19 protein-coding genes and 1 pseudogene are annotated in these 22,801 nt (G+C 53.1%); 3 read left to right on the top strand and 17 right to left on the bottom strand.

Going from position 1 to position 22,801, the window contains the following annotated elements:
- Positions 1–3: 3 nt before the first annotated feature.
- The 4 genes from buk to KI215_RS06995 form a co-directional block, all read right to left on the bottom strand.
- Positions 4–1,107, bottom strand: a complete 1,104-nt coding sequence (buk, locus tag KI215_RS07010; RefSeq protein ID WP_420830174.1) for a butyrate kinase — start codon at positions 1,105–1,107, stop codon at positions 4–6.
- A gap of 87 nt (positions 1,108–1,194) precedes the next feature.
- Positions 1,195–2,298, bottom strand: a complete 1,104-nt coding sequence (locus KI215_RS07005; protein WP_212774821.1) for a Leu/Phe/Val dehydrogenase — start codon at positions 2,296–2,298, stop codon at positions 1,195–1,197.
- 14 nt (positions 2,299–2,312) lie between these two features.
- Positions 2,313–3,236, bottom strand: coding sequence for a phosphate butyryltransferase (ptb, locus tag KI215_RS07000; RefSeq protein ID WP_212774820.1), 924 nt, complete (start codon positions 3,234–3,236; stop codon positions 2,313–2,315).
- Positions 3,237–3,481: 245 nt separating this feature from the next.
- Positions 3,482–5,551, bottom strand: coding sequence for a sigma 54-interacting transcriptional regulator (locus KI215_RS06995; RefSeq protein WP_212774819.1), 2,070 nt, complete (start codon positions 5,549–5,551; stop codon positions 3,482–3,484).
- Between the two features lie 142 nt (positions 5,552–5,693).
- Here KI215_RS06995 and KI215_RS06990 point away from each other — a divergent pair, with 142 nt between their 5' ends.
- The 3 genes and pseudogenes from KI215_RS06990 (at position 5,694) to KI215_RS06980 (ending at position 7,908) form a co-directional block, all read left to right on the top strand.
- Complete coding sequence (locus KI215_RS06990; RefSeq protein WP_212774818.1) at positions 5,694–5,945, top strand: DUF2627 domain-containing protein; 252 nt, start codon at positions 5,694–5,696, stop codon at positions 5,943–5,945.
- 202 nt (positions 5,946–6,147) lie between these two features.
- Positions 6,148–6,725: pseudogene (locus KI215_RS06985) on the top strand (GyrI-like domain-containing protein); the annotation flags it as partial.
- A 190-nt stretch (positions 6,726–6,915) separates the two neighbouring features.
- Complete coding sequence (locus KI215_RS06980; RefSeq protein WP_212774817.1) at positions 6,916–7,908, top strand: superoxide dismutase; 993 nt, start codon at positions 6,916–6,918, stop codon at positions 7,906–7,908.
- Positions 7,909–7,984: 76 nt separating this feature from the next.
- On the opposite strand, the gene KI215_RS06975 is transcribed toward KI215_RS06980, so the two are convergent.
- The 13 genes from KI215_RS06975 to KI215_RS06915 form a co-directional block, all read right to left on the bottom strand.
- Complete coding sequence (locus tag KI215_RS06975) at positions 7,985–8,185, bottom strand: hypothetical protein (protein ID WP_212774816.1); 201 nt, start codon at positions 8,183–8,185, stop codon at positions 7,985–7,987.
- 19 nt (positions 8,186–8,204) lie between these two features.
- Positions 8,205–8,738, bottom strand: coding sequence for a hypothetical protein (locus tag KI215_RS06970; RefSeq protein ID WP_212774815.1), 534 nt, complete (start codon positions 8,736–8,738; stop codon positions 8,205–8,207).
- A gap of 314 nt (positions 8,739–9,052) precedes the next feature.
- Positions 9,053–11,014, bottom strand: a complete 1,962-nt coding sequence (locus KI215_RS06965; protein ID WP_212774814.1) for a beta-propeller fold lactonase family protein — start codon at positions 11,012–11,014, stop codon at positions 9,053–9,055.
- Between the two features lie 55 nt (positions 11,015–11,069).
- The gene (locus tag KI215_RS06960) at positions 11,070–13,136 is read right to left on the bottom strand and encodes a hypothetical protein (RefSeq protein ID WP_212774813.1); all 2,067 of its coding nucleotides are present in this window, start codon (positions 13,134–13,136) and stop codon (positions 11,070–11,072) included.
- A 250-nt stretch (positions 13,137–13,386) separates the two neighbouring features.
- A complete protein-coding gene (spo0A, locus tag KI215_RS06955) occupies positions 13,387–14,166 on the bottom strand; it encodes a sporulation transcription factor Spo0A (protein ID WP_212774812.1) in 780 nt (259 codons plus the stop codon).
- 102 nt (positions 14,167–14,268) lie between these two features.
- Positions 14,269–15,591 carry a SpoIVB peptidase gene (gene spoIVB / locus KI215_RS06950; protein WP_212774811.1) on the bottom strand — a complete coding sequence of 441 codons (1,323 nt, stop codon included), beginning with the start codon at positions 15,589–15,591 and terminating at the stop codon, positions 14,269–14,271.
- Positions 15,592–15,799: 208 nt separating this feature from the next.
- Positions 15,800–17,494 (bottom strand): DNA repair protein RecN, encoded by a 1,695-nt coding sequence (gene recN, locus KI215_RS06945; protein WP_212774810.1) that lies wholly within the window; start codon positions 17,492–17,494, stop codon positions 15,800–15,802.
- 19 nt (positions 17,495–17,513) lie between these two features.
- Positions 17,514–17,960: a transcriptional regulator AhrC/ArgR gene (ahrC, locus tag KI215_RS06940; protein WP_212774809.1), complete on the bottom strand. Its 447-nt coding sequence runs from the start codon at positions 17,958–17,960 to the stop codon at positions 17,514–17,516.
- Positions 17,957–18,841: an NAD(+)/NADH kinase gene (locus KI215_RS06935; protein ID WP_212775104.1), complete on the bottom strand. Its 885-nt coding sequence runs from the start codon at positions 18,839–18,841 to the stop codon at positions 17,957–17,959. The genes ahrC and KI215_RS06935 overlap by 4 nt, the downstream gene beginning before the upstream one ends.
- Positions 18,842–18,866: 25 nt before the next feature.
- The gene (locus tag KI215_RS06930) at positions 18,867–19,394 is read right to left on the bottom strand and encodes a hypothetical protein (protein ID WP_212774808.1); all 528 of its coding nucleotides are present in this window, start codon (positions 19,392–19,394) and stop codon (positions 18,867–18,869) included.
- 61 nt (positions 19,395–19,455) lie between these two features.
- Complete coding sequence (locus KI215_RS06925; protein WP_246512232.1) at positions 19,456–20,271, bottom strand: TlyA family RNA methyltransferase; 816 nt, start codon at positions 20,269–20,271, stop codon at positions 19,456–19,458.
- Between the two features lie 10 nt (positions 20,272–20,281).
- A complete protein-coding gene (gene dxs / locus KI215_RS06920) occupies positions 20,282–22,177 on the bottom strand; it encodes a 1-deoxy-D-xylulose-5-phosphate synthase (protein WP_212774806.1) in 1,896 nt (631 codons plus the stop codon).
- On the bottom strand, positions 22,158–22,778 hold the full coding sequence (locus tag KI215_RS06915) for a hypothetical protein (RefSeq protein WP_212774805.1): 621 nt from the start codon (positions 22,776–22,778) through the stop codon (positions 22,158–22,160). Before KI215_RS06915 ends, dxs begins: the two co-directional genes overlap by 20 nt.
- Positions 22,779–22,801: the final 23 nt, after the last annotated feature.

Raw genomic sequence — 22,801 nt, 5'->3', positions numbered from 1 at the left:
GATTCATTCCACATCCTTTCTAACCGGTTCAGGCGGATATGTGAGAGCTTCCTCCTCGCCGCGCACCACGCGGAGCGCACCTTCTGCCAACGCCTGCAATTCGTTTTCACCCGGAACGATGTGCACTGGTGCAATCCAACCGATGCGTTCGACGATTTGATCTGTAAACATCTTCCCGTATGCCAATCCGCCGGTCAAGATGATCGCGTCCAGTTTGCCCTCCAAAACAGTGGCGTAAGCGCCGATCTCCTTGGCCACCTGATACGCCATGGCCGAATAGATCAATGCCGCCTGCTTGTCACCCTTCTCGATCCGCTCTTCCACTTCACGGGCATCGGTGGTACCGAGATATCCCATCAGTCCACCTTTTCCGACGATCATCTTCATGATTTCACCGGCGAAATATTTTCCCGAAAAACACAATGCAACCAGATCTCCTACCGGCAATGTACCCGCGCGTTCGGGAGAAAAGGGACCTTCGCCGTGCAATCCATTATTCACATCGATCACGCGACCCTTTTGATGGGCGCCGACAGTGATTCCGCCCCCCATATGCGCGATGACGAACCGACACTCCTGGTAGGTTTTACCCAATTTAGCCGCTACACGCCGTGCGACCGCCTTTTGGTTCAACGCGTGAAAGATACTGCGCCTTTCAATCACCGGCATCCCGGAGATCCGAGCGATCGGCTCCAGCTCGTCCACCACAACGGGATCGACGATAAACGCAGGAATATTCAGTTTGGAAGCGATTTCATAAGCGAGTATAGCACCCAAGTTGGAGGCGTGCACCCCGTACTCCCCGGAGCGCAAATCATTCATCATCGCTTCGTTCACCCGATACGTGCCGCCGGGGATGGGACGGAGCAAACCACCCCGTCCCACCACGGCGCGCAGACGTGTCAGGTTGATGCCTTCTCGGTCCAGTGTGTCCAAAATCAGCTGTTTGCGAAACTCGTATTGATCAAACAGATGATCAAACTTGCTCAGCTCTTCCGGGTCGTGCCGCAACGTTTCTTCCAAAATCTGCTTCTCGCCGTCAAACACGCCGATTTTGGTCGAGGTCGAACCCGGATTGATGGCCAATACCCGAATCGGTTCCTGCACGTCCATACACTCCGTTTCCTACAACTCGATAGCGATGTCTGGCAGTCGAGAGAGTCCACTGTTTGACAATGGATCACCAGACACCCTTTAATTGTGATGCGTCATATTCAAGGTGTGGCGTTCATTTTGCAAGAACATGCTGCGGGATTGGCGCAAGGTGGCGATACGTTCCTCCGCCATCCGGTCAGCTGCCTTGTAGGTCGGGATGTTGTCCCGCTCGGCGATTTCAAATACCTTCATGATGTTGTCGTAGATGCCTTCCACTTTTTTCATCGCCCGATCGCGGTTGTAACCCAACAATTCGTCAGCCACGTTGATCAGACCGCCGGCGTTGATCACGTAATCGGGTGCATACACGATGCCTTTTTCTTGGAGAATGTCACCGTGGCGTTCCTCTTTCAGCTGGTTATTGGCGGACCCGGCGACCACTTGGCATTTCAAGCGGTCAATCGTTTCGTCGTTGATGATCGCCCCCAACGCACACGGAGAGAAAATGTCGCACTCGACATCGTAGATTTTGTCCGGAGACACCGCTTCTGCCCCGAAATCACGAACGGCGCGATCCAAATTTTCCTGGTTGATGTCGGTGACGATCAACTTGGCTCCTTCTTTATGCAAGTATTTGCAGAGCTCGTATGCGACGCTGCCGACCCCCTGCACCGCCACCGTTTTTCCGGACAGCGAATCATTGCCGAAAGCTTTTTTGGCCGCCGCTTTCATTCCAACATAGACACCGTAAGCCGTCACAGGAGAGGGGTTGCCGCTGGAACCGAATGCCGGGGACACCCCCGTCACGTAGCGGGTTTCCTGATGGATGATGTCCATATCTTCCACGGTGGTGCCCACGTCTTCGGCGGTGATGTAACGACCGTTCAGGCCCTGGATAAACCGACCGAACGCTCGGAACATCGCTTCGTTTTTGTCCTTACGCGGGTCACCGATGATGACTGTTTTCCCCCCGCCCAGGTTCAATCCGGCCGCCGCTGCTTTGTAGGTCATGCCACGGGCCAAACGCAGGGCGTCAATGATGGCATCTTCTTCGGAATCGTAGGTCCACATCCGGGTACCACCCAAAGCGGGGCCAAGCGTGGTATCGTGAATGGCAATGATCGCTTTCAAACCGGATTCCCGGTCCTGGCAAAACAGCAGTTGCTCGTAATCATATTTTTGCAGGTAATCGAACAGCTTCATGACGGAGCTCCTCCTTATGCTTGACGTTTATTGAAATCCGCCTGTAACACCGCCATCGCGATCGAGTTCAGTTTGGCTTCGTGCGTATCCGCTCGCGAAGTGAGGACAACGGGTACCTTGGCTCCCAACACCAGACCACCGATTTTGCTGCGGGCAAAGTAGACCATGGATTTATAGAGCATGTTACCCGCTTCAATATCGGGGACCAAAAGCACATCGGCACGACCCGCCACCGGGCTTTTAATTCCTTTGTGCTCGGCTGCTTCCACCGATACGGCATTGTCCAGCGCAAACGGACCGTCGACGACAGCCCCCTTGATTTGTCCACGACGGTTCATTTGTGCGAGTGCCGCCGCATCCAGTGTAGGTTGCATGTTGGGATTGACTACTTCCACCGCTCCGAGTACGGCCACTTTGGGTTCGGCAAGGTCCAGCGAATGACACAACCGGACGACGTTTTGCACGATTTGCACTTTCTCCTGAAGTGACGGAGCGATATTGAGCGCCGGGTCGGTTACGTGAATCAACCGGTCGTACCCCGGTACCTCAAACGTCGCCACGTGGCTCAGCACGCCGGAACCACGCAAGCCCGCCTCTTTGTTGAGTACTGCCCGCAGGAAGTCTGCGGTTTGGACCATCCCCTTCATCACTACATCCGCTTGTCCTTCGCGAACAGCCTGAACCGCTTCCCGACTCGCGAGAGCAGGGTTCGGTTGATCGGTCACCATGTCCGGGTTCAGCGACAAACCAATTTCATCCGCAATCGCCCGGATTTTGTTCCGATCACCGAACAGGCGGAAATCGGCGATTTGCCGTTTTTTCGCGTCGGCGACTGCTTCCAGCACCTCCCGGTCATCCGCTGCGGCTACCGCGACAGTAACAGGTTCCAGTGCTTCAGCTTTCGCCAAGATTTCAGAAAAAGTACGAATAGCTTCCATGATTCCACCTCTTTTTTCCGACCTTGTCTTTTTTTGCTGGATCTTTGCTCCATATTGTTCTCGAAATGGTCGGCCCTCATGCAGTTAAGTGCAAATCCCGTGCCAATCCATGTCATCAGATGGACAACTGCGGAAAAAAATTGATTTTCCGCTTCGATCCGTGAAACTCGACAAAAGAGAGCCAAGAATATCTCTGCAATTTTTTGCATGCATATGATGGATCTTTCCTGCAAAAAATTGCAGAACTACATATCCATCTCCGGATCCGAATCCAACTGATAACGCTCCAACTTGTAATAGAGATTGCGCACGGAGATGCCCAACCGCCGGGCCGTTTCCGTCTTGTTGCCGCCACATTGACGATAGGTGCGGAGGATGGTCTCCTTTTCGACGCGGGCCAACACTTCCTGGAGCGTTTCCCCTTCCGTCCCATTCTCCATGTCCGGGAACACCGCACGGGACTTCGCTTCCAACGGCGGCAAATGCTCTAACCGCATCGTTCGTTCGTGATAACCCATGTTAATCATCGCCCGACCCAACACGTTCTCCAGCTCCCGCACATTCCCGGGCCATGAATAGGATTGCAAGGCCTGAAGCGCCCGCGGATCGATCGTCTCCACATTGCGCCCGTATTCTAGGTTGAACCGCTTGATCACATGCAGGGCCAAGTCAGGTAAATCCTCTTTTCGTTGACGCAAGGGCGGAATGTGGATCGGCAAGACATTGAGCCGGTAGTACAAATCTTCCCGGAAGCGTTTTTCCCGGATCGCCTTTTCTAAATCGACATTGGTGGCGGCAATTACCCGCACATCGACGGGGATTGGTTTGGTTCCCCCGACACGGAGTACCTCCTTCTCCTGCAGGACACGCAAGAGTTTGGCTTGAATGTTGGGGGCCAACTCTCCGATTTCATCCAAAAAAATGGTGCCCCCACTCGCCTCCTCAAACAATCCCTTTTTGCCGCCGCGACGCGCCCCGGTGAACGCCCCCTCGACATATCCAAACAGCTCGCTTTCCAACAGCGATTCGGAAATGGCCGCACAGTTGACACGGACGAACTGATGGTATTTCCGGTCGCTGTCATTGTGGATCGCATGAGCGAACAGCTCTTTTCCGGTACCGGATTCCCCCCGCAACAGAACCGTCGCCCGTGTTTTCGCCGCTTGTCGGGCTTGTTCGACCGCATAGGTAAACGCCTCGCTTCGGCCGATGATGTCGTCGAACGTATACTTCGCCTCCAGTGTGCGGATGATCCGCCGGGCCCGCTCCAACTCCTGATTCAGCTTTTGGATCTCGGACATATCGTGCAAAATGCCGACACTGCCCTTCAATTCCCCATCGACGATAATCGGGGCAACATTGACGACGACATCCTTGCGGTGCGGACCCACTTTCATCGGCACCCCGCGAACCGGTTGCCGTGTCTTCAGCACCTTCATGTGCATGCTTTCCCCTTCGGAGATGTCGGTGTCAGCCGGCTTCCCGATCACCTCCTCCGGCTTCAGGCCGGTCAACCGGGTATAGGCGGGGTTGATCAGAATGCCGATCCCCTGCGCATCCACGACGGAGATGGCATCGTCGGAGGAGTCGATAATGGCTTGTAGCAAACTTTTCATGCTTTCCAGGTTGGTCACTTGCTGACTGAGGGAGGCCACTTCCGTGATGTCCCGAAAAACGGCCACGGCGCCGATCACATTGCCATTACGGTCTGTCACCGGCACGCGGTTGGTCACGATTCGCGTACCGTCGGGCAATGTCTGTTGGCGGTTCAGCTCCCGTTTGCCGGTTTTCAGCACATAATCCAGACGGGTATTGGGGATCGTCTCCGTTACAGGTTTGCCCATCACGTCGGACATGCTCATTTTCATCAATCGTTCAGCCGCCCGGTTAAACAGCGTGATTTTCCCCTGTTTGTTGACGGCGATCATCCCGTCATGCGTGGAATTGAGGATCGCGTCCAATTCCCGTTGCCGGGACCGCCATGCCTCAAACCACGTTTCTTTCTCTTCGATCAACTGCAACATGAGATTGGCGACGGCACCCGAGATCACGAGGGTTCCCTGCTCCGTGAGACGACACAAACGGTCGTAAACGGCCGGGTCTCCGGTCACCTCTAAGATGACATCGGGCCGCTCGCGCAGAAAGGGAGTCACATCCGTACCGGTCGGAATCCCCTTTTCCCGTGCCAAACGAATGGCGGGAGCCTGATCGTTCACATCGACCACACCCATCACCGCCACTCGGTCCATTTCGGACAAGGTTCGAAGAAGTGCCGTTCCTCCCTTTCCCCCACCCACAATCAGAAACCGTTTCACGTTCTCCCCCCTTTTGTGGTGTGAGGTGTCAATCCGGTATCATCTTACCATAACCGGAAGATTTTCATGTAAGACCAAACCGTGGAAAACAGACATGAATTAAGATACCATTATGGAGAGAGGAAAGGAAGGCGGTTTGGACATGTTGTACCAACGATTGCTCGCCATCGTCGTACTGTGCATCCCCGGAGCGCTGGGTGTTTACGGCTGGACGATCATGCGTGATGTTTTCTTCAATTATTTTGCCAGTGGGCGTTTTGCGTGGCTCCCTTTTATGGGGGGACTGGCGCTGTTTTTGTTTGGATTGTGTTTTCTCGCCGGTTTCATTTTCTACCGCGACCTCAAACGAAACCAAATCCAACCCAAACTGCGGAAATGGCTTGAGAGAAAATAAATATGGAATCCCCCACTATTTCGGTGGGGGATTGGTCTTAAAATTGTGATGAATATTTTCAGCACACGGCAACGGCCGCACATCAGGCACTCTCGCCACGCAAGATTAGACCACCTCTCGTAAAACAGAGGATTGATCTTCCCCGCCATCACAACCAAGTTCTGATTTACCAAAAGCAGTGGAAGCTCGAACCAAAATAAGCAAAATCCATGGCATTGCGCCTTCAGAGGCTCGTAATCCGGGCGTTAGCCTGAAAGCTTTTCCCCGCATCACCTTTCATCTGTCACTGAAGGGAGACAAAGAAATGGATTATCGAATTGTGGAGAAAGAAGCCTTTACGGTCATCGGCAAGTCTATTCAAGTTACGTGTGAGGATGGAGAACACACGCGACAAATCCCGAATTTCTGGGAGAAATGTCAGATGGCGCCATTGCCAAGCTAACCTCCATCGGAACTGGTGAGAACTTGCTTGGGATCATCTTGGATATGCAGCCGGGTAAGGGAGATTTTACTTATATGATTGTAACTCAAGCCGATCTAACATCATCGGCGAAAGGATTCTCCGTGAGTACGATCCCTGCTTCCACTTGGGCTATATTTACCTGTGTCGGTCCGCTCCCCGGATCCATACAGAGCGTGTTTGGCCGAATATTTCAAGAGTGGTTTCCCGCCACAGGATATGAACACTCCGGAGCGCCCGAGCTGGAGGTATATCCTCCGGGGGATACAATGGCGGAAGACTATCGGTGCGAGGTTTGGATTCCCATTGTAAAAAAATAGTAGGCGGGTCCTTCGAGCGTGGGGATTTCGTTGCGGGCCATCTCCTCTTAAGCAAAGAACTCTTGGCTCGCATCCCCCGCTTGATGGATTGTAAGCAGATCTAGCGAAGCGGTTTGCCGGGAGACGAGGCACACCTCCCCGAAAGATCACATATCTTGTGATCATAGCCCATACCCGAGGAGGAACGTGCATGTCAGCTTCGTACAATCGTTACTGGACTACTTCCCTTCGTCACCAAATTTTGTCCCTCACCCGGCAAGGACGGCAAAAAATCGCTTCCGTTCATCCCTCCACCCGTAATCCCTCCCTGTTGAAACGACTGGACCAACTTGATCGGGCATTTCAATCATTGGAACAGTTGGCCACCGATCCGCATTGCACTGCAGATCAGTTGTATGAGGCGATGCATCAAGCGCATCATACCCATCAGCAATTGCTGACGGTTCTGTTCCATTATCCACCCCATCCCGCATCTGTTCACACTTTGCCCGACGAACCATCCGACGATAGGGAGACATCCTCCGATACCACTTCCGAAACCGAAACCCAATCCAACCCCGTCCCCCCGGGAAAACACACGCTGCCGCCGCTCCCCTATCCTTATAACGCGTTGGAACCGTACATCGACGAAAAAACGATGCACCTGCACCATGACGAGCACCACAAAAGTTATGTCGACGGATTGAACAAAGCGGAATTGATGATGGTACAAGCGAGGAAAACCGGCAACTTCGATCTGATCAAACATTGGGAGCGGGAAGCAGCCTTCAATGGGGCCGGTCATTATCTGCACACCTTGTTTTGGGAAACGATGGCTCCGCATGCCGGTGGAAAACCCAAAGGTCCGATTCGAAAGCAAATCGAACGGGATTTCGGTAGTTTCCAAGCCTTCAAGAAGCATTTCTCGCAAGCCGCCGAAAAAGTGGAAGGAGGAGGCTGGGCGATTCTCGTCTGGGCGCCGCGCGCCCAACGGTTGGAGATCCTGCAGGCGGAAAAACACCAAAACCTGTCACAATGGGACGTGATTCCGCTCTTGCCTTTGGATGTGTGGGAACACGCCTATTATTTGAAATACCCCAACAAACGGAAGGACTACATCGAAGCCTGGTGGCACGTCGTCAACTGGCCGGCGGTCAACCACCGTTTTGTCCGGGCGCAAACGATTCGATGGCGACCATATTGAAAAAAGGACCGATCGTCCGTCGATCGGCCTTCCATACATATGTGACGGAAAATCGGGCCCTCCATTGGGACAGATATTATGTATCCCGGTCGTCGTTTTTGTGGTGGTCCGGTTCCTTTTCTTTGCGTATGTTTCCGACTTTACGAAACAATCTTGCCGGCGCCTCCCGAAAAATGATCGCTTCTTCCCGAAGCTTCTCCTTTTTCACACGTCCTTTTTGCGAGCGGGTTTCCAGCCATTCGTATTCGTCGTCGTATTGATTGTTGCGTTCGGACATTCCCGATTCCTCCCGTGATTCATCTGGAAATGAACAAGAACCAACCGTACGGCAGACAAGCCAGAACGGCCAGCGCCAGCGCAATGATGAGTGCCTGCATGCCATGGGCGAAATCATCGGCTCTGCGGTCGTTGATCCGCGAGTTGATATCCGCGCACTTGGCGTACTTTTTGATCAATGCCTTTCTCAAAACCGCTTGTTTTTCGGGATATTGCGCTTGGATATCCCACGCCCGGGGCATCCACTCATAGTTGACCGGCCACAAAAATTTGGAGAAAAAGACCATACTCACACAGATCGACAAAAATGAACCACCCAATAAAAACAACAAAATGCCGGATGTAAAAGGGGAAGTCATGGAAATGGCGGATACCAGTTTTTTGGCCAAGTAATAAAATCCGCCCATCATCGCCGTGATCATGGCAATCGGTATCTGAATGCGCATTTCCATCGTTTCTTTTCGCGTCATCTCTTTGTCATACATTTCTTTCATCAACTCGTACAGTTCTTGTTCTGACATTGATTTGCCTTGTGATGGATTCTTCTGCGTCATCCTATTTCTGCCCCTCACGACTGTTCATCCGGCATAAATCATTTTTATTTTAGCAAAAAATCAACCCGTCGGGTGACTGTTCACCGTTGATGCCAGAGATGCGCAGCAAAGAGTCATTCCCGGATTCGTGTGTATTCCTCCGAACCCGGTCATTCCGTCAAACGGAAACGGTGGCTAACATCGATCCACACTCCCAAATATTCATTGGTCTTTCGTTAGATCGGACATCCCGGTTTTTCGTCAACGAATTTCACACCTGCGTAAAAAACGCAAACAGCCTCCGGAATTGATTTCAGATTCCGGAGGCTTTTTCCTTAATCCAGCGATTCCAAATACAGGGTCAGCGCCCGCAGGTCAGCTTCGGACAAACCGGAGACATTGCCGTGTTTGCCCTGTCCGTTGCGCGTGACCAGCACGTCCCGGATCGTCTGAGCGGAGCCGTCGTGCAGGTACGGCGGAGTTGCAAACACTCCCCTCAACGTGGGTACGTCAAACAGATACGGAGGACGAGGGTTCTTCATTCCGGCGCGTGGATCGCCCGGATTTCCTCGGTCCAACGGGTTTTTGGTGCCCACATCATACAGATGGGACAGCGTAAATACGGTCAGCTTGCCGTTTGCGTCCACGGCCATGGCGCTGTCGGTGAAGTTACGACCTGCATGGCACTGGATGCACCGGCCCTTGCCTTCAAAGATTTCCTTGCCCCGCTTCCACTCTGCCGTTTGCTCCACGTTGTCCGGGATATCCGGATTTTTCGGTACCGGGATGGTTTTCAGGTATTCGGCCAATGCCCGGTACATTTCCTTCACTTTGGGCGGAAGCGGCTTTCCCGGGTCGTACTTCAGCATTCCGCCCATCTCGCCCTGCACGGTAAGGATGTAATCCTCAAAGTCGTCCCGGCTGCCATCCCACAAGAAACGGCCTGTCTCCATCGCCAATACGTTGGAAGGAGTGTTCCTGGGACCTTTGGGCGTCATCATGGTAAGGCCGTTCGTTTCTCCGTTTGCATGGCACGACGCGCAGCTCATCCAGTTATCCTTGGTGATGTCCGCGGCGTATTCGTCACTGTTGGCACTGAAAAAGAGCCGCTTGCCCTGTCGCACAACCGGGCTGAGCGAGTCCTTTTTTACCAGCCGCAGATTGGAACCGTTCACCGAAGGCCCACTGTACGGGTCGGCGGCGTTGGTGTCAATAAATGCCATATCAAGGCTCATGGCATTGTGCACGTAAAGCCGCGCTCCATCCCGGCTGATCGCCAGTCCCCGCGGGTTGTCGCCAGGAACCCGGCGCAAAATCGATGTGGCGTTACCGCCCCGGTCCAGATCAAAGACTACCAGGTCTTCGCTGCCGCCCATCAAGACATACACTTTCTTGCCGTCCGGATGAAAGACGATGTCGGATGGGTTGGAGACGATCATGGTAACATTGTTGGTGTCCTTCACGTTAATCTCTTCAAACAACTCTTTCCGCTCGTCCGGAATCTCTTCATCCCGGGTCAAATCCAGCACGGAGATAGCAGGAAAGATCGTCTCGTCAAACTTGATGGGCGTGTCTATGTTGGTCAGCAGATGGGCAACCCACGCTCTCTTCCCGTCCGGGGAAATCGTGATCGCTTCCAGGGTGTTCGGCACCCCTTGGCTTTTCTTGCGATCGGACTTATCCGGCGAAGGAGACAAGGCCACCACTTTGCGAGCCTGTTCACTCCGGGTGTCGATCACACTGATTTTGCCGGACAAGTAGTGAACCGTGTACAATTTGCCTCCGTCGGCGGTAAGTGCCATGGCCCGCGGACCATCAGAGACCGGAATCTGTTTCGTGATCTGCCAGGTATCAGTGTCGACCACATCCACTTGGTCCGCCCGGTAAGCCGAAACATACAGCCGATTGCCATCAGGGCTGAACAGCACGCCATAGGGCTCTCCCTTGACCTTCAATTGCTGTTCGACTTCGCCTTCTTCCACATCGATTACGTCGACGCGATCCGCTCCCGTACAGGCGACCGCCAACTTGGATTCATCCGGACTGAGCGCCAGCGTGGCCGGATCCTTGCACACCGGGATCTCTTTGACCACTTTGCGCGTTTTGGCGTTGACCACCGTGATCGTAGGGACATCGATGTTGGCGACATATAATGTGGAGCCATCTCTATTCATGATCACGTTGCGGGTGGATACCGCTTCATGCCGAACCGGATCGGCCTCTGTTTCACAGCCGGCCCAGACAGCGGCGCCCATGAGCAGCACAGCCAACCACAGCAACCGCTTTCTCTTACCCATAGCAAGGCAGCACGTTCCCCGTGTACGGGAAACGTGCTTTCTCTCCTCTCCTTGTTTATTTTTTCTTCAATTCCACTGGCAGCAGCACTGGGGAGATGCCGTACTTTCCGTGTCCTGCCTGGATTTGCGGCACATTGTCGCGATCGGTGTTGCCTGACTTGTCGTTCTCCTTGTACAAGTCTCCCGTATCCCAGAATTCGCTGACCTGCATGCCATCCGGCAGATTCGGACCGTCAATGATGCGGTCATAGAAGTCCACGTACCGGGAGATGATCGTCTTCCGGTCCAAAGACGCCGGTTTCTCCCGATCCTGCGGAGTGTTATACAGCGTCTGGATTGCGTTTCTCAATCCCCCGCTCACCGCACCAGCCAGGAAGGCATCATACCGGTAAGCGTTGGCTTCAGTCTTGTACGCTTTGACCGACTCATCCCAGAACGTTTTGTCCATCGCCGCGTACACCTTACGGGCAGCATCGCGATACTTGGCGTCCTTGGTGGCTAGGTACGCTGCCGTCAGGCCGCGGATGGCTCCGAGTTGGGACTGGAGCGTCGGAGCGGAAGAATCCTTGCCTTTACCAACGATCCAGCCGTTTAACACGAGACCGTTTTTGTCCATCAGCTTCCCGATGATGAAGTCCGCCTGTCTACGAATCATGTCCACCGCCAGCTTACCTTCCGGTGTGTTCAGGCCTTGAGCGTCTTCACCGCTGGCGTAGCCGACAGGCAAACCGTCGACCGCCCGCTGGAAGATCCTCAGGGCTTCCATTGTGTAACCTGCTTGGAAAGTGTCCACACGATCGCCTTGCTGTTTGCCGTTATGCACGGTGACAAACGCACCTTCTTGGTCGTTCCAATGCATGGCCCGGATGTTTTTGAACACTTGCAGCAAAATGTCGCGGTTCAGCGAATACGGGTCATCCGAGCGCACGTCATTGCCCTGGTTTTTATCCAGGTTTGCCGCGGGCGCAGCCGGGAACGGGTCACCGTCAGTCAAAGCACGAAAAGCGGGATTCACGTTTTTGCTTTCCGGACGCTGGTCCGTCACTCCATAAAATTCAGCAGCCGGCCAGAGCATCAGCCATTGGTCCTGCAAATAGCTCTTCGCGTCGGTCACTTTCAGTGAAGCCGGTGCAGCTCCACCCGCTTCTTCCTTCTCCGTCACTTGGACGGCGTGGGGCAGATACTGGAGACCTTTGGACGGGTCATACCCACTACCCTTGCCGGGTTCCAACTTACCTGTAGCCGGGTTGTAGAACAGATTTTCACGGATGAAGGCCAGTTTGTTCCAGATTTCTTCCGCCAGGATCATGCCCTGCATGCCATCCGCCGAGCTGACACCCAGCGCAATGTTTGGATCCTGGTCATCTTTCGCGCTTTTCGCTTCCACTTCTTCATCTTTGTCCACTGTATGCATGCCACCGAGGAAATCGGCCGTCCACAGGGCCTGTTTCAGAAACACTCCTCCAAAGGCGGAAGGTGTGAGTGTTTTGTCCATTTTTCCCCTGTCCCAGCGCAGGGTAGCAAAGTCGACTTGATATGCAGGCGTGTAGCTGCCGTTTTCACCGTCACCGAATTTGGAGGTGTCCACCTTTTGTATGTAGTGCGGATCTCCTTTGGCGTACTCGATCATCGTCGGGTACATGTTCCGGAAGATCTGGTCACGCGGATACCCCACCGCGTCGGCCAGTTTGTAAAAGCGTCCCGCCAATATTTCGTTGGACTGTTTTTTTGACGACTCCGCCATCTTGCGGATGACAGGCCCGTGCGTCAGATGAAGCCCCAGCCCTGATTTTTCCACCACTTCATACATGGCTTCTTCCGAATACTCATATGACTCGATTCCCGCCGTGTAATCAAACTTGGACGGTTTGTCCGGCTTGGCCGGGTCGAGCAGGTCCAGGTTGAGCCCGAGCCCTTCTACCATCGGCTCTCCAGACAGTTCGAACTCACTGTAGGCCAGCATGTTACCTGCGGTGTCAAACGTATAGTCCGTCACCGGAACCGAAAATTTGTGTTCCGATCGTGCTGAATGCTTCACGGCTTCCGGTGTACAAGCGGTCAGCGTGAGAGACAAGCTGAGCAATCCCGTCAGTGCAGTCCATGCTGCTTTTCGTTTATGCATTAACAGCACCTCTTCACTCAATTGAAAATGATTATCGATTACCAATGAGAATTATAATCAGTAATAACGGAATTGGCAATGCTCTTTTTTTACCACAGCCTTCTTTCGCACCGTCCGCAAGATTATCCAAAAAACAGAAATGGCTGGTATCCGGATGGAATAATCCAACCGAAATACCAGCCAATCATGAAGTGTGCCATCGACACTCAGTGACTTGCTCCACCTTGGACTTCTCGCTTTATCTGACGTATCAACCCACTTTGTGTTCGATACGCAGTTTGTCCGCCACCATCGCGATAAATTCGCTGTTGGTAGGTTTTGCCTTGGTCACGTTGATGGTGTATCCGAACAGGTTGCGTATGGATTCCATGTTGCCCCGGCTCCAAGCCACCTCGATCGCATGACGGATCGCCCGTTCAACTCGGCTGGGAGTGGTGTTGTACTTCTCCGCGATCCGCGGATACAACGTTTTGGTAATGGCGCCGAGTAACTCCACTTCGTTATAAACCATCGTAATGGCTTCCCGGAGGTACAAATACCCTTTAATATGTGCCGGTACGCCGATTTCGTGGATCACATTCGTGATGTTGGCGTCCAGATTATTGGTTCGATTCGACTGCGGATTCATTGACTTCATCGTGGTCGGAGCACCCGGTTGTCCTTTCATTTGACGGATCCGATGCGCCAATACATCCATGTCAAATGGTTTGAGTATGTAATAGGCCGCTCCCAATTCCACCGCGCGCTGGGTGATGTTTTCCTGTCCGAAAGCAGTTAACATCATGATTTTAGGAACCGGTTTGATTCCCCGTTCTTGGATTTGTTCCAACACACCCAATCCGTCCAAGTGTGGCATGATGATGTCCAGCACCAAAACATCCGGCACATCTTTCTCCAATTTTTCCAACACTTCATTACCATTGTAGGCAACACCGATCACGTCCATGTCGTCCTGGGAAGCAAGATATTCCCGTAACAATTCGGCAAACTCCCGATTGTCGTCGGCCAACAAAACGCGGATTTTGTTCAAGGCAATGTCCCCCTGTCCGCTTCTTTGATTGTGTCAAGGAGTTTTTCGACATTTCCAAGGGTCATTCCTGCTTTTGGTTCAAAGCACAACCATACTTTTCCTTTAATGATAAAAAAGAGAACGGGTCTCTTGGAGACCCGCCACCTGTAGTACCCCCGCATCCTGCAACATCCATTCAATCAGTGTGCCGTACCCGGAAGTGGGATCGTTGACAAAAACGTGTGTCACTGCTCCGATCAGCTTGCCGTTTTGCAAGATGGGACTGCCGCTCATTCCTTGAACGATCCCACCCGTACTCTTTAACAACCTCGGGTCGGTAATTTTGATGATCATCCCTTTAGTCGCTGGATATTTTTGATGAACCACATGTACAATCTCAATGTTGTACCGCTCCACTTTTTGCCCTTCCACTACCGTCAGAATTTGGGCCGGTCCTTCTTTCACCTCTTCTGCCAACGCTACAGGAACCGTTCGATTATACAGGCCCTTGTCGGGCGATCGTTCCATTTTGCCGAAGATCCCGAACGGCGTATTGCGTCGAATGGAACCGAGAACGTGATGCTCTTGGAAAAAAATCGCGCGTTTTTCCCCGGGTTCACCCGACTCTCCTTTTTGGATGGAGGTGACGCTGGAATGAATGATCGTCCCCCCTCCGACTCGAATCGGCTGACCGGTATCCATATCGGATATGACGTGCCCCAACGCACCATACACTTTTCGAACCGGATCGTAAAACGTCAATGTGCCCACTCCCGCAGCGGAATCACGGATATACAGGCCGATACGATAGATGCCCTCCCGTTTGTTAAAGACCGGTGTCAATGTCGTCTCCCGCTCACGGTCACCTCGTACCACCGTCACTTTTAGCGGTTGACCAAATGTCTTCCGGACAATGGTTGACACTTGGTTGACGTTTTGGATGGGTTGATCGTTGATGCGCACGATATAATCACCGACGCGGATATCCGCTTTTTCCCCGGGTGAAATCGCCTCATCTCCCTGCGATACCAGATGATGACCGACGACCATCACCCCGGCTGATTGCAGTTTGACACCGATCGATTGTCCGCCCGGAATCACGCGGATTTCCGGCAAAACCCGCACTTGCAAGGTCTTGATCGGAATGCGTCCAAACAATCGGAGGGTCAACCGCGTCTGTCCACGATGTTTCGTCATGACGGTAAACGGATGATGCAAATCCAGTTGCGCACGGCTTTTCCCGTTAATCGCCGCTACGTGCGGATCAGCAATGTCGGCCATCACGGTGGCCGGCATTGTGAGTCGAAGTTGTTCCTGATCACCGGAAATCAAGCGCAATTCCCGGGGGAACGAAGTGAACTGTTGAAATGTCGGCGTCATGCTGGCCCAGATAAGGAAGCCAACCAGTACAATACCCCACCATTTTCTTTTCTGTTTTTCCCGCAAAACGGATCACACTCCCGCGCTCCTGCCTGCACCTCCATCGCGTTGATACCCAGTGTTGACCGTCGGTACTGTTACATTGCCCGCGGCTCGGGCCTTTTATGTTACACAAATGATTCCTGACAATCCGAATGACACTGACTTGAGCAGTACGGAAAAGAAAAGCCGCCTTTGGGAACGAGACTCCCAAAAACGGCTTGCTACTTCTTTTTCAGATCGCTTTTTTCATCTGTTCGGCCATTTGAAGCATCTCCTGCGCATGTTCGCGTGTGGTATCCGTCACTTCCACACCGCCCAGCATCCGGGCCAGCTCCAACGTTCTTCCCTGCCTGTCCAGCTTTTCGACATGGGTTTGGGTATGTCCTGATTCTGCTTCTTTGTAAATGTAAAAATGCGTGTCCGCCATACATGCCACTTGCGGCAAATGTGTGATGCACAAGACTTGGCTTTTTCGTCCCAATGCGACCATTTTCTCGGCAATCGCCTGGGCAGCGCGTCCGCTGACCCCCGTGTCGATCTCATCAAAAATCAGGGTAGGGATGTGGTCCACATCGGCAAACAGGGTTTTCAATGCCAGCATAATCCGGGATAATTCCCCGCCAGATGCAATTTTAGCCAATGGTCTGAGCGGTTCGCCAGGGTTGGGCGCAATTTGAAACTCGATACGATCCTTGCCGGTCGGCGTCAATCCGTTCGGTGTTTCAGAAGAATAAAAGGCAACATGAAACGTGGTAGCGCCCATATTGAGATCGGCCAGCTCTTTTTCCACCCGTTCCTCCAGACGCCTGGCCGCTTGTTTCCGCAAAGCGGTCAGTTCGTCCGCCTTTTGATCCAATTCCGCGCGAAGCTTCCTCATTTCCGCTTCCAGCGCTTCCTTGTTTTCATCACGGTTCAACAATCGCTCCAGCTCTTCCTGTACGCGCTCACCAAATGACAAAATGTCGCGGATCGAATCGCCATATTTTCGTTTCAGTTGGTGAATCAGGTGGAGACGGTCTTCCACCTCGACCAGCCGGTCGGGGTCAAATTCAAGTTGGTCACGATATGTTCCAAGCTCCCGCGCAGCTTCCTCCAACTGATAGTATGCGCTTTGAACCATTTCCCACACGGATCGGATCGACTCGTCCACCTGTGCAATCTCTTCCAGCGCTTGCAACGCGTCATGCAGGTGTTCCAATCCGCGCCGTTCCCCGTACAACGCCTCATATGCTTCCGAGGCGTTTTGAACGATTTTCTCGGCATGCGCCAACCGTTTGCGCTCCAACTCCAGTTCCTCTTCTTCGCCCTCCGTCAACTTTGCAGCGGCGATTTCCTCCTGTTGAAAGCGAAGTAGATCGATCCGTTGCGCCATCTCTTTCTCGTCCACCGTTAAGCGTTGCCATTCACGTTCAAGATCACGGTATTTTCGGTAGACAACCTCGTACTCCCTGCGTTTGGCCAAAACCGTTTCGCCGCCGAACGCATCCAGCCATTCTACGTGCTCTTCCGGTTTGAGCAGGGATTGATGCTCATGCTGACCGTGGATGTCCAGCAATCGTTCGCCCACTTGTTTCAACATGGCCAAGGTCACCATGCGTCCGTTGATCCGGCAGGTGCTTTTTCCGCTCGCCGCGATTTCCCGACGGATGATAAGGACATCCTCTTCCGGTTCGATGCCCAATTCGGACAAAACGTCTCTTACGGGGTGTTCGGCCGGCACCTCAAACAATCCTTCAATTTCCGCCTTCCCTTTCCCGTGACGTACAAAATCGGCGGAACCACGTCCCCCAACCAAAAGACCGATAGCATCGATCAGGATTGATTTTCCTGCGCCGGTCTCCCCGGTCAGCACATGAAATCCGTTGTCAAACGTCAGACGGACATGGTCGATGATGGCAAAATGGCGGATGGACATTTCCCGAAGCATCCCTATCCACTCCCACAACCTACAGCATGTCGAGAAAACGTTTCACTACCTCCGGGACGACTTCTTTATTGCGGCAGATCATCAGGATCGTGTCGTCCCCCGCAATCGTGCCGATAATCTCCGGCCAATCCAAATGGTCGATCAATGCTGCACATGCATGCGCATTACCCGGCAGGGTTTTCATGACGATGAGGTTCTCGCTGTGATCCACACCGACAAACGACTCAACCAACATGCGTTTCAGTTTTTGCAACGGATTGAAGCGTCTGTCAGCAGGCAACGAATATTTGTAACGTCCATTGTTCGTCGCTACCTTGACGAGATGCAATTCTTTAATGTCGCGGGACACCGTGGCTTGGGTCACATTGAATCCCGCTTTTTTCAGTTCATCAACCAATTCCTCTTGTGTTTCGATATCCTTGCTTGCGATAATCTCACGAATCTTGATGTGACGCTGAGCTTTCATCGTTTGCCCTCCAACCCAGGATCCTCATCCGTATCTCCCTGAAGCTTTTTTCTCACGACTTCAAAAAAGGAGCGTTCCTGCCATTTGATCAGCAAGGTATTGTACGGAGACCGGCGTATACGGATCACATCATCCACATTTAACCGAAACCCCAGTTGACCGTCAATGGTCAAACCGATATCTTGATGCGTGGCACTGACCCGCACTTCCAACACGCTTTCAGCCGGCAGCACCATTGGCCGGGCGGTCAGCGTGTGCGGACAGATCGGGGTGAGCAATATCGTTTGTAGTCCGGGCCATACGATCGGCCCGCCGCACGATAACGAATAAGCAGTGGAACCGGTCGGAGTGGAGACGATGACACCGTCCCCCGAATAGGTGCCCAAATACGAATCGTCCATCCACACTGAACAAGTGATCATTCGGCTGAACGATCCTTTGGCGATGCCCACGTCATTCAATGCCACACTCCGTTCCAGCACCTGCCCGTCCCTCACCACCTCCGCATCCAGCATCAATCGTTCTTCTATGTAATAGTCCCCTGCGATCACACGGTCAACTGCATCAGCGAGATTGTCCGGTTCCGCTTCGGAGAGAAATCCGAGGTTACCCAGATTGAACCCCAATATCGGCAACGAATGCTGCGCAAACCGGCGCGCAAACCCCAACAGGGTGCCGTCTCCACCCAAGACGAACAGGATGTTGGCACGTTCGGGAAAACGTTCCAACGGGAGACCGAGGTCGGGACGACCGATCTCCTGTGCGATATCCGGCTCCAGTACCACACCGGCATTTCTCTCTTCCAACAATCGCACCAATTCACGCGTGACGATCCGTGTCTTGGGTTTTCCTTTGTTGACGGATATGCCAATCGTTGTCAATGACTTCACCTCGGTGATCCATGGGTTACCGGATGAAGAATGCCAAGAGCATGCCCAGAACCATGGTTATCAGATAGGATACCCACGAGCGGCGTCCGGGAAACCGGATCCCTGCAATATCAAAATGAATGCGGTGAATATGCGCCCGTTCCGGATCAACATATAAAATCCCTGTAGGATGCAACGCCAAAAAAAGGGATAAAAAACGATCCCGAATTGCGGCACCGGTCATAGACAGCGGTTTTTTCGGTCGCGCAATCATCACCAGGTATACGTCTGAACCCTGTTTGGCCACATAGTCCACATATAACCGGCTTTCAAACGATTGTGAGCCCACATGCACATAGACGGGAAGCTTTTGCTTGGCCGCCACCACGTCATACCCTTCCTCTCGCAACATGTCGGGTACTTCGCCCCGAATGGCAGAACTTGAATCGGTCCATTGCCATGTGGCAGTGACGGACCGATCACGTTTACGCCATTTGTGCGCCAACAACCACAACCCCGCTCCGATCAGTAGGAACAGGACCAACAGGTCCCCGGGATGAAGCAACAGTTCTCCCTCCTTTTTCCTACTTAATTCGAAGAGGGGTTCAGTAAATCCTCTCATTTTCCTATGCATGACGCCGGTGCGCTTCCGCTACGGCTTCCGTGATGGCTTCATCCGTCACGATCCCTGAGGAAGAACTTGTATCGCTTTTGGTCAAACGAGACAAAAACTCGATGTTGCCTTCCCCACCCGTTATGGGAGAAGGGATAACGCCCATCGGTTGAAAACCGCAGGATGCAGCCATGTCCAACACAGCTCGGATCACCTGCCGGTGAATGGCGGGATCGCGCACGATCCCTTTTTTACCCACTTGTTCCTTACCCGCTTCAAATTGCGGTTTAATCAGTGCGATTACATCCCCGCCCGTTCGCAATATCGGGTAAAGTGGCGGCAGAATATGACTCAATGAGATGAAGGAAACGTCAATGGTCGCCAAATCCGGTTGCTCGCCTGGCAAATCCTCCGGTTTCATATAGCGAAAATTGGTTCGTTCCATCACGACGACACGTGGATCTTGTCGCAATTTCCAAGCAAGCTGTCCGTAGCCGACATCGACGGCATAGACGCGTTTGGCACCGTGTTGCAGAGCACAATCCGTGAAACCGCCGGTAGAAGCCCCGATATCGATCACCACGCGTTCCGTGAGATCCAGTTGGAAAGCCCGAATCGCCTCCAGCAGTTTCAGGCCGCCACGACTGACGAAGGGATGCACTTGACCGGTCACTTCCAGCACGGCATCCGCAGGAATCTTGGCCCCCGGCTTGTCTACCCGTTCCTGATTGACACGAACCAAACCGGCCATAATAGCCCGCTGCGCTTGTTGCCTGCTTTCAAAATATCCTTTTTCCACCAATAGTACATCCAGCCTTTGCTTGCTCAACACGAACCTCCTACGCCCGTTGTCGCTTTCGCGGCATCGCCGGTGCCACACTGCGCACTGTCTGCACAATGTTTTCCACTGTGAGACCGACTTCCTGCCGCTGTTCTTCCACACTTCCATGTTCGACGAAGTAGTCCGGAATCGCGATGTTTTTGATCACCATGCCATGAATGTTTCGATCCGCGTAAAACTCCAACACCGCACTGCCGAATCCGCCCATGCGCGCCCCTTCTTCAATTGTGATGACGGGCATCCCTGTGCGACTCAGCTCCAACAGCATCGTCTCGTCCAGCGGTTTGGCGAACCGAGCATTGATCACCTTGGCAGAGATTCCTTCCCGCTTCAACTGCTCAGCCGCTTCCTCGGCCAGCGCCACCATCGGGCCAAAGGCCAGCAGTGCCACGTCGTTCCCATCACGCACCACTTCAGACTGGCCGATCGGAATGGTGCGGAACGTCGTGTCCATCGGTACACCCATCCCGGTGCCGCGAGGGAATCGTACCGCGATCGGGCCCGCATCATACTGTACGGCTGTATACAACATGTGTTGCAGTTCATTCTCATCTTTGGGCATCATGATGACAATATTCGGTACACTGCGCATGTAAGCGATATCGTACACACCCTGATGCGTCTCACCGTCGGCACCGACCAAACCGGCACGGTCCACCGCGATTACCACGTTCAGGTTTTGACGGCACACATCGTGAATGAGTTGATCGTACCCCCGTTGCAAAAACGTGGAGTAAATGGCCAAAACGGGCTTCATTCCCTGTGTGGCCAACCCTCCCGCAAACGTGGTCGCATGTTGCTCTGCGATACCCACGTCGAAACAACGATCCGGGAACCGCTCGGCAAATGCGTCCAATTTGGAACCGGTCAGCATCGCCGGCGTAATGGCCACGATTCGCGGATCGTTTTCAGCCAATTTGACCAACGTACTGCCAAAAACTTTGGCGTAATCAGGTCCTTTGCCCGCTTTTTTCATGAACTCGCCCGATTCGATTTTGTATGCCCCTACACCGTGGTAGGCAACCGAGTTTTCTTCTGCCGGTTTGTAACCGTATCCCTTTTTGGTAATGACGTGCACCAAAACAGGGCCACTGGTTTTGGCGGCCTGCCTCAGGCATTCCATCAATTCATCCATTTTGTGGCCATCGACCGGGCCGAGATAGGTAAAGCCAAGCTTTTCAAACAATACTCCGGAGACAACCAAATATTTGATGCTGTCCTTGACGCGTTCCAGCGTCTTGGCGAACGTATCGCCGGACGGCATTTTCTCCAGCCAGTATTCCACCAGTTCCTTCGCTTTTTTGTACCCTTTATAGGTGCGCAACCGACCCAAATAATTGTGCAGTGCACCCACGTTGGGTGAGATGGACATCTCATTGTCATTGAGAACCACAATCAAATCCTTTTTCTCGTTACCGATATGGTTCATCGCTTCCAGGGCCATACCGCCGGTCAGTGCCCCGTCACCGATGACGGCGATCACCTTATGGTCTTCTCCTTTGAGATCGCGGGCTGCCGCCATCCCCATCGCCGCTGAAAGCGAGGTACTGCTGTGACCGGTTTCCCATACATCGTGTTCACTTTCGCTCATCTTCGGAAAACCGCATAATCCCTTATATTGGCGCAATGTGGGGAACAAGTCTTTCCGTCCGGTCAAAATTTTGTGCACATAAGCCTGGTGCCCCACATCCCAGATGATCTTATCTTTGGGGCTGTCGAACAAGTAATGAAGCGCCAGCGTCAGCTCGACCACACCCAGGTTGGGCGCCAAATGGCCGCCGGTCTTGGACAGGCTTTCGATTAGAAACTGACGGATCTCTTCAGCCAACTTCGGTAATTGATCCACGGGAAGCTCTTTCAGTTTTTTCGGTGAATCAATTTGATCGAGGTGCATGAATAACCCCTCGCTTTCGCTTTCTTTTCTTATTATTCTTCACATCAAACAACCGGATATGAAATCGCGTTTCCAGAAAGTAAAACAATTGCCCCACCCGGAAAATGATGTCGTTGGCATAACGGATGGAGACAGTTTTCCCCAACGCCTTGCCCCCCACTGTGAGGGCCGAGATGGTCGCCACCATCAACATTTCCACCCACCAGCGGCTTTCATCCAGATGAAAAGTGACAATGAGTCCCGTAATCACTGTAAAAGCCGCCGCACCACTCAAAATTCCGCTGATATCCCCCACCACGTCGTTACAGAAGTTGGAGAACTGATCAGCACGACGAATAATCCCAATCGCATGTCGAGCTCCTGGAACTTTTTTGGCCGCCATCGAATGGAACGGCGCTTCGCGAGCCGCCGTTGCCGCGATGCCCAGCATATCAAACACCACACCAATGGCGATGATCAAAAGTACCACCAACAGTCCGCCGCTCCAGGACACTCCCCGCAGTAACGTGTTGGACGAAGCCGAGAGTGCCATTGCCATCAATGCGCTCACCAAACTGATGGTGGCTGCCCAGCGCAAGGATTGTTTCAACACCGTTCGCATCGAGACGTTTGATTCCCTCGCTT

The organism is Polycladomyces abyssicola, from assembly GCF_018326425.1.
Taxonomy (GTDB): Bacteria; Bacillota; Bacilli; order Thermoactinomycetales; family JIR-001; genus Polycladomyces; species Polycladomyces abyssicola.
The sequence above is the reverse complement of the archived record's forward strand: the minus strand, read 5'-3'. Positions and strand labels throughout refer to the sequence as shown.